Source organism: Glycomyces dulcitolivorans, assembly GCF_003265355.1.
Classification (GTDB): domain Bacteria; phylum Actinomycetota; class Actinomycetes; order Mycobacteriales; family Micromonosporaceae; genus Glycomyces; species Glycomyces dulcitolivorans.
This window is the reverse complement of the sequence record NZ_QFRW01000201.1, coordinates 1-6,409: the sequence shown is the minus strand read 5'-3', so window position 1 is coordinate 6,409 and position 6,409 is coordinate 1. Positions and strand designations below refer to the sequence as shown.

At 71.6% G+C, this 6,409-nt stretch carries 6 protein-coding genes; 5 read left to right on the top strand and 1 reads right to left on the bottom strand.

Features of this window, described 5'->3' with window-relative positions; all coding sequences use genetic code 11:
* From DI269_RS14420 to DI269_RS14405, 4 genes are all read left to right on the top strand, one after another.
* Positions 1-993: amidohydrolase family protein (locus tag DI269_RS14420; RefSeq protein ID WP_157974993.1), on the top strand; the 993-nt coding region annotated here is incomplete at its 5' end.
* Positions 994-1,535: 542 nt separating this feature from the next.
* Positions 1,536-3,206 (top strand): apolipoprotein N-acyltransferase, encoded by a 1,671-nt coding sequence (gene lnt, locus DI269_RS14415; RefSeq protein ID WP_232822752.1) that lies wholly within the window; start codon positions 1,536-1,538, stop codon positions 3,204-3,206.
* A 12-nt stretch (positions 3,207-3,218) separates the two neighbouring features.
* Positions 3,219-4,010, top strand: a complete 792-nt coding sequence (locus tag DI269_RS14410) for a polyprenol monophosphomannose synthase (RefSeq protein ID WP_112136973.1) — start codon at positions 3,219-3,221, stop codon at positions 4,008-4,010.
* Positions 4,007-4,534 (top strand): FxsA family protein, encoded by a 528-nt coding sequence (locus DI269_RS14405; RefSeq protein ID WP_157974992.1) that lies wholly within the window; start codon positions 4,007-4,009, stop codon positions 4,532-4,534. Before DI269_RS14410 ends, DI269_RS14405 begins: the two co-directional genes overlap by 4 nt.
* Positions 4,535-4,547: 13 nt before the next feature.
* On the opposite strand, the gene DI269_RS14400 is transcribed toward DI269_RS14405, so the two are convergent.
* On the bottom strand, positions 4,548-4,889 hold the full coding sequence (locus tag DI269_RS14400) for an RNA polymerase-binding protein RbpA (protein WP_091028371.1): 342 nt from the start codon (positions 4,887-4,889) through the stop codon (positions 4,548-4,550).
* Between the two features lie 377 nt (positions 4,890-5,266).
* Between DI269_RS14400 and DI269_RS14395 the strand changes: the two genes are divergently transcribed.
* Positions 5,267-6,409: Hsp70 family protein (locus tag DI269_RS14395; RefSeq protein WP_157974991.1), on the top strand; the 1,143-nt coding region annotated here is incomplete at its 3' end.

Here is a 6,409-nt window from a genome sequence, read left to right as displayed (position 1 = left end):
GCCGCCGTCCCCGTCGCCCAGCGCCTCGCCGCCGCCCAGGCCGGGCTCGCCCACGCCGCGGGCCTCGGCATCGCCGCGCTCGCCGAGATGGCCATCCCCAACGACCACGACCCGCTCGCCGAAGCCGAGTTCTCCGGGCTCGTCGCCCTCGGCCGGGAGCCTGGCAACCCCGCCGTCTACGGCTGGTGGGGCGAACTGGGCGCCGCCGAGAAGGCCCGCGACCTCGGCGCCCACGGCGCCGGCGGCGACCTGTCCGCCGACGGCTCACTCGGCGCCCGCACCGCCTTTCTCCGTACGCCGTACACCGACGCGGACACGCTCGGCGCCGAGTACCTCACCGCCGCCGACGTCGCGACCCACCTGCGATCGGCCCACCGCGCCGGCCTCCCCGCCGCGTTCCACGCCATCGGCGACGGCGCCATCGCCAACGTCCTCGACGGCCTCGACGCCGTCGAGCGCGAACTCGGCCTCGACGCCATCCGCCATGCCCGCCACCGCATCGAGCACGCCGAGCTCCTCGACGCGAAGCTCATCGCCCGCATGGTCCACCACGGCGTCCACGCCTCCGTCCAGCCCGCGTTCGACGCCGCCTGGGGCGGACCGAAGGGCATGTACGCGGCCCGGCTCGGGCGCGACCGGGCGCTGGCGGCCAACCCGCTCTCGAAGCTCGCCGGGGTCGGCGTCCCGCTCGCCTTCGGATCGGACTCTCCGGTGACCGCACTTGACCCGTGGGGCGGCGTGAGAGCGGCCGTGCGGCACTGGAACCCCGTGTCCCGCCTTCCGATGGCCGCGGCCTTCACGGCGGCCACCAGGGGCGGCTGGAGGGCCCTGGGGATCGACGACTCCGGGTCGCTCGTCCCGAACACCCGAGCCAATTTCACAGTGTGGGACCTCACCGCCGGGCGGCTCCCCGACTTGAGTGATCCCGATGTCCCCGATCCGAAGTGCAACCTCACCGTCGCCGGAGGATCGCTCGTGTACACGCGCGCCTGACCTGGCCCTGCGCTCGCGCCGTCCCTGACGCGAGAAAAATTGCTGGACCAAAATTCCGACCCGGTTGACGCCATCGGCGCTGTTTGGCTTACGGTGGTCTGGTCCTCGGCGGAAGACCTGAAACGGTGGCCCGCCGAACGTCGGGGGCGACTCGACTTGCTTTGCTCCCACGCAGACTGGACAAGGTGGCAGCGCGGCCGCACTGTCACCGGCGGCCAGGTCCAGATCGCGGGGGTCGGCGGAGGAAGGCGGGCCGGTCGCCGGTGGTGGACCCGCGGCGGATGCAGGTGATCCCTAGACAACAGCTCGTAGACGCTCAGCCAGACGGGTGCGAGTTGGTCCGAAGATCACCAGTGAACGCGGCAGGGGACACCGGCCGTACAGGGACTGGGAGAAACCCGTGCGAGGGGCGTAGCCGGACACAGCTACGCCCCTTTGCCGTCTCCGCAGTACGCTAGAGCCCCACCGGGCCGCGAGGAGTCCTCGCAGGCGCGGTGGATTCCCGGCCAGCGCACGAGCGAGGAGCGCCCTACTTGAGCACCGTGATCGACGACGACCGCGACGCGCCCGCAGCCGGGGGCGACCCCGCGCCGCAGCCGCGCCGCCGCCTCTCGCTCCTCGTCGCCTCGCCGCTCGGGCGCCGCCTGAGCCTCCCCGCTGCGCTCGTCCTCGCCCTCGCCTCCGGCCTGCTGGCCGTGCTCGCGTTCCCGCCCTACGGCGCCTGGCCGCTCGCGGCCGTCTCCGTCGCCGCCTTCGGCGCGGCCGTCCACCGCAGGCGCCTGCGCGGCGGCTTCGGCATCGGCTTCGTGTACGGCATGGCGTTCTTCCTGCCGCTCCTGGCCTGGTCCTCGACGCAGGTCGGCCAGTGGCCCTGGCTGTTCCTGTCCGCGCTCGAAGCGCTCGGCACCGCCGTCCTCGGCGCCGGACTCGCCGTCTGCTCGCGCCTGATCGACCAACACCGCTGGATCTGGGCCCCGCTCACCGGCGTCGCCTGGGTCGCCCAGGAGGCCCTGCGCGCCCGCCAGCCCTTCGGCGGCTTCCCGTGGGCCCGCCTCGCCTTCAGCCAGGCCGACGCGCCCACCTCCGCAGCCGCCTGGCTCGGCGGCGCGCCGCTGCTGAGCTTCATCGTCGCCCTTTCGGGCGGCTTCCTCCTCGCGGCTGGGTATGCCCTGGTCGCGCGGCGCGTCGCGGGACTGAGCAAGGCCGTCGGGCTCACTGCGGCCGCCGCTGGCATCGCCGTCGCACCACTCGCGCTGACATACCCGGTCATGTACACATCACCCGTCTTGCAGAGTTCTGAAAACAGCGTGAACGTCGCCGTCGTCCAGGGCAACGTCCCGCGCCTGGGCCTGGACTTCAACGAGCAGCGCCGCGCCGTCCTCGACAACCACGTGCAGGCCACGCTCGACCTCGCCGACGCCGTCAACGAGGGCCGCGCCGAGCGGCCCGACCTCGTCGTCTGGCCCGAGAACGCCTCCGACATCGACCCGATCGAGAACCAGGACGCCTACGACGAGATCAGCCTCGCCGCGGCCGCCATCGGCGCGCCGATCGTCCTCGGCGGCATCGTCCACAACGACGACGGCACCGTCTCGAACATGAGCATCGTGTGGGACCCCGAGGACGGGCCCGTGTACATGTACTCCAAGCGCCACCCGGTGCCCTTCGCCGAGTACGTGCCCTACAAGGACTTCTTCTCGACCCTCGCCGGCTGGATCGACCCGCGCATGGCCGAGGGCCTCGACAGCGTCGCCGGATTCGAGGCCGGCACGAGCGACGGCGTCATCCCCGTGGGGGACACCGAGATCAGCGGGCTCATCTGCTTCGAGATCGCCTTCGACGCCGAGACCCGCGACTCCGTGCTCGCCGGGGCGCAGCTCATGGTCGTCCAGACCAACAACGCCACCTTCGACACCAACGAGGCGCAGCAGCAGCTCGCGATGGTGCAGATCCGGTCCATCGAGCACGGCCGCGACGGCCTCATGGCCTCCACGGTCGGCGTCTCCGGGTTCACCGACCACACCGGAGCGGTCTCCCAGGCGACCGAGTTCAACACCGCGGCCGTCATCCAGACGGATCTGACGCTCTCCGATGCCTCGACGCCGGCGACCACAATGGGTATCCTGCCTGAAGCGGTCCTCACCGGAGCGGCACTGGTGGCCCTGGCCTGCGCAATCGCCATCAACATCCGGCACCGCCGCAGCCAGAGCTAGAAAGCCGACGCCATGAGTCGAACACCGGACCGGAACGTCCCCGGCAGCGATGTCGGTCCGGCCATTGTGGCCATTCCCACCTACAACGAGCGCGACAACATCGAGACGACCGTCGCGGCCGCCCTCCAGGGCTGCCCCGCCATCGACGTGCTCATCGTGGACGACAGCTCGCCAGACGGCACCGGCGACCTCGCCGACGCCCTCGCGGCGGCGCACGAGCGCGTCCACGTCCTCCACCGGCCCGAGAAGCAGGGCCTCGGCGCGGCCTACCTCGCCGCCTTCGCATGGGCCGCCGAGCGCGGCTACCGCGTCGTCGTCGAGATGGACGCCGACGGCTCCCACAACCCCGCCGACCTGCCCCGCCTCCTCGACGCCATCGAGGACGGCGCCGAGCTGTCCCTGGGGTCGCGCTACATCCCCGGCGGGTCGGTCCGCAACTGGGCCCTCCACCGGCTCGCGCTCTCGCGCTGCGCCGGCATCTACACCCGCGCCATGCTCGGCCTCAAGGTCCAGGACGTCACGGCCGGCTACCGCGCCTACCGCCTCGACGCGCTCCAGAAGCTCCAGCTCGACACCGTCAACTCCGTCGGCTACTGCTTCCAGATCGACCTCACCTGGCGCGCGGTCAAGGCGGGCTTCACCATCCGCGAAGTCCCCATCGTCTTCACCGAGCGCCGCGCCGGCGCCTCGAAGATGAACGGCGCCATCACGGTCGAGGCCCTGTGGAACGTGACCCGGTGGGGATTCGCCCACCGCGCACGGCAACTGCGGCACCTCTTCTCCCGTGGCAGAATCGAGGAGTGACGCACCAGCAGCCGCCGCAGGCACCCAAGCGGGCCCCGTTCGCACTCAGGCTCGCGCTGGCGGTGTGGGTCGTCTCGGAGGCCGCCGCCTTCTTCGGCCTGGCCTACCTCATCGGCATCGGCTACACGCTGATGATCTTCATCGGCACGAGCTTCCTCGGCGTGGCCCTCATCCAGTACGTCGGCGCCAAGTCCTTCCGGGCCGCCCGCGACTACCTCAACTCCGGCGGCGACCCCTCCCGGGAGCTGCCGAACGGGTACGCGCTCGCGGGCGCGTTCTGCCTGATCATCCCCGGTTTCGTCACCGACCTGATCGGGCTCCTGCTCCTGTTCCCGCCGACCCGGTTCGTCTTCCGGGGCCTGGGCCGGTGGATCGCGGCCCGCACCCCGCAGATGCGCTTCGGCGGCGACGTCATCGACGGCGAGGTCGTCGACGAGCGGGACTACGTCGAGACTCCGGACTTCCCGGACGACGAGCCCCGCAGGTACGACAACGGACCCCGGTCGATCGACCAGGGTCCGTAAGCCTTCTATAGAGCTAGCGCTCGCCGCGGCGGGCGCGCATCTCCTGGAGGCGCTCGTCGAGGATCTCTTCGAGCTCCTCCATCGACCGGCGCTCCAGCAGCATGTCCCAGTGGGTGCGCGGCGGCTTGACCTTCTTCGTCTCCGGCTCCTCGCCGTCGACGAGCTTGGCGGTGGTCCCGTCCAGGCGGCACTCCCACGTGAGCGGGATCTCTGCCTCGACGGCGAACGGCACCTCGAAGCGGTGGCCCTGCGGGCACACGTAATCGCGGGTCTGGCGGGGGGCCAGCTCCGTGTTGCGGTCCGATTCGTAGCTGACGGCGCCGAGGCGCGAGCCCCTCAGCATTCTGTCGCCCATGTTCCCCTGCACTTCCTTTGAGCACTTGCACCACGCTGCCGGCCGTTCAGCTCCTGGCCGACCGATTCCATCCCCGGCCGATCACGCCGATTCGCGGGGTATCGCTTCGTACAACGCCTGGACATGCCCGGATCCTTCCCGGAGCGCCCTAAGCGAGGACCCCCAAGTGTGGCCCGGCTCGGTCGCGGCGGCCACGGACGTCCCCTTGAAGTGTGACACAACACGGGCCCCGATCCGCGCGGGCGAGCACGTGAGATGCCGCTCGCGACGGGTGCGAAGCGGGTGCGAACGGTGCGTGAGCGACGCGTGAACACCGAACGGGTCGCATCCGGGGTGGACGCGCCCAGTAAGGTGTGCACCAGACAAGGAGTTCTCACATGCACGTGCTTGGAATCGATTTCGGAACCTCGAACACCGTCGCCGTGCTGCGTTCGGCCGACGGACGCGTACGCCCCCTGCTGTTCGACGGCGCTCCGATCCTGCCCTCGTCGGTCTACTACAACTCCGACGGCCGCATGCTCGTCGGCCGCGACGCCGAGCGCAACGCCCGCATGGACCCCGCGCGGTTCGAACCGAACCCGAAGCGCCGCATCGACGACGGCTCGCTGTTCCTCGGCACCTCCGAGATCCCCGTGCCGCAGGTCTTCGCGTACGTCCTCCAGCAGGTGGCCCTGGAGGCCCAGCGCCAGGCCGGCCAGATGCCCGGCCAGGTCCGGCTGACCCACCCCGCCCGCTGGGGCGAGCGCCGCCGCTCCATCCTCATGGACGCCGCGCGCCTCGCCGGGCTCCCCGCCCCGCAGCTCATCCCCGAGCCGGTGGCCGCGGCCTCCTACTTCACGTCGGTGCTCGGCACCGCCGTCCCGCCCGGGCGCTCCCTGGCGATCTACGACCTCGGCGGCGGCACGTTCGACGCCACGGTCGTGCGCCGCACCCAGACCGGCTTCGAGGTCCTCGCCGAAGAGGGCGTCGGCGACGTCGGCGGCCTCGACTTCGACCACGGCATCGTCGAGCACCTCGGCAAGACCTACGGCGCGTCCCACCAGAGCGACTGGCAGCGGCTCCTGACCCCGGCCGACGACCGGGACCGCCGCTACCGCCGGATGCTCTACGAGGACGTCCGCGGCGCCAAGGAGACCCTGTCCCGCACCGCCAGCGCCGACATCCACCTGCCCGCGCTCGAAGTCGACGCGCACCTGACGCGCGCCGAGTTCGAGGACATCGCGCGCCCGCCCCTGGAGCGGACCGTGGACTGCCTCCAGCGGGCCATCAGCTCGGCCCGCATGAACCCGGCCGACCTGGTCGGGATCTTCCTGGTCGGCGGCTCCTCGCGCATCCCGATGATCTCCCAGCTCATCCACTCCAAGCTGGGCGTGCCGCCGCAGACGTTCGAGCAGCCCGAGACCGTCGTGGTCGAGGGCGCGGTCCGCGCCGCCTCCGGGCCGGCCCCGACCGACCAGCAGCCGCTGGCCCGCCCGACCTCGGGCGGCCCCGTCTCGCCCGCCGGGCACATGTCGGCCCCG

What these genes read in the sequence shown, in the direction of transcription:
- DI269_RS14410 (WP_112136973.1), top strand. Translation starts at nt 3,219, where the DNA reads ATGAGTCGAACACCGGACCGGAACGTCCCCGGCAGCGATGTCGGTCCG.
- DI269_RS14400 (WP_091028371.1), bottom strand. Translation starts at nt 4,889, where the DNA reads ATGGGCGACAGAATGCTGAGGGGCTCGCGCCTCGGCGCCGTCAGCTAC.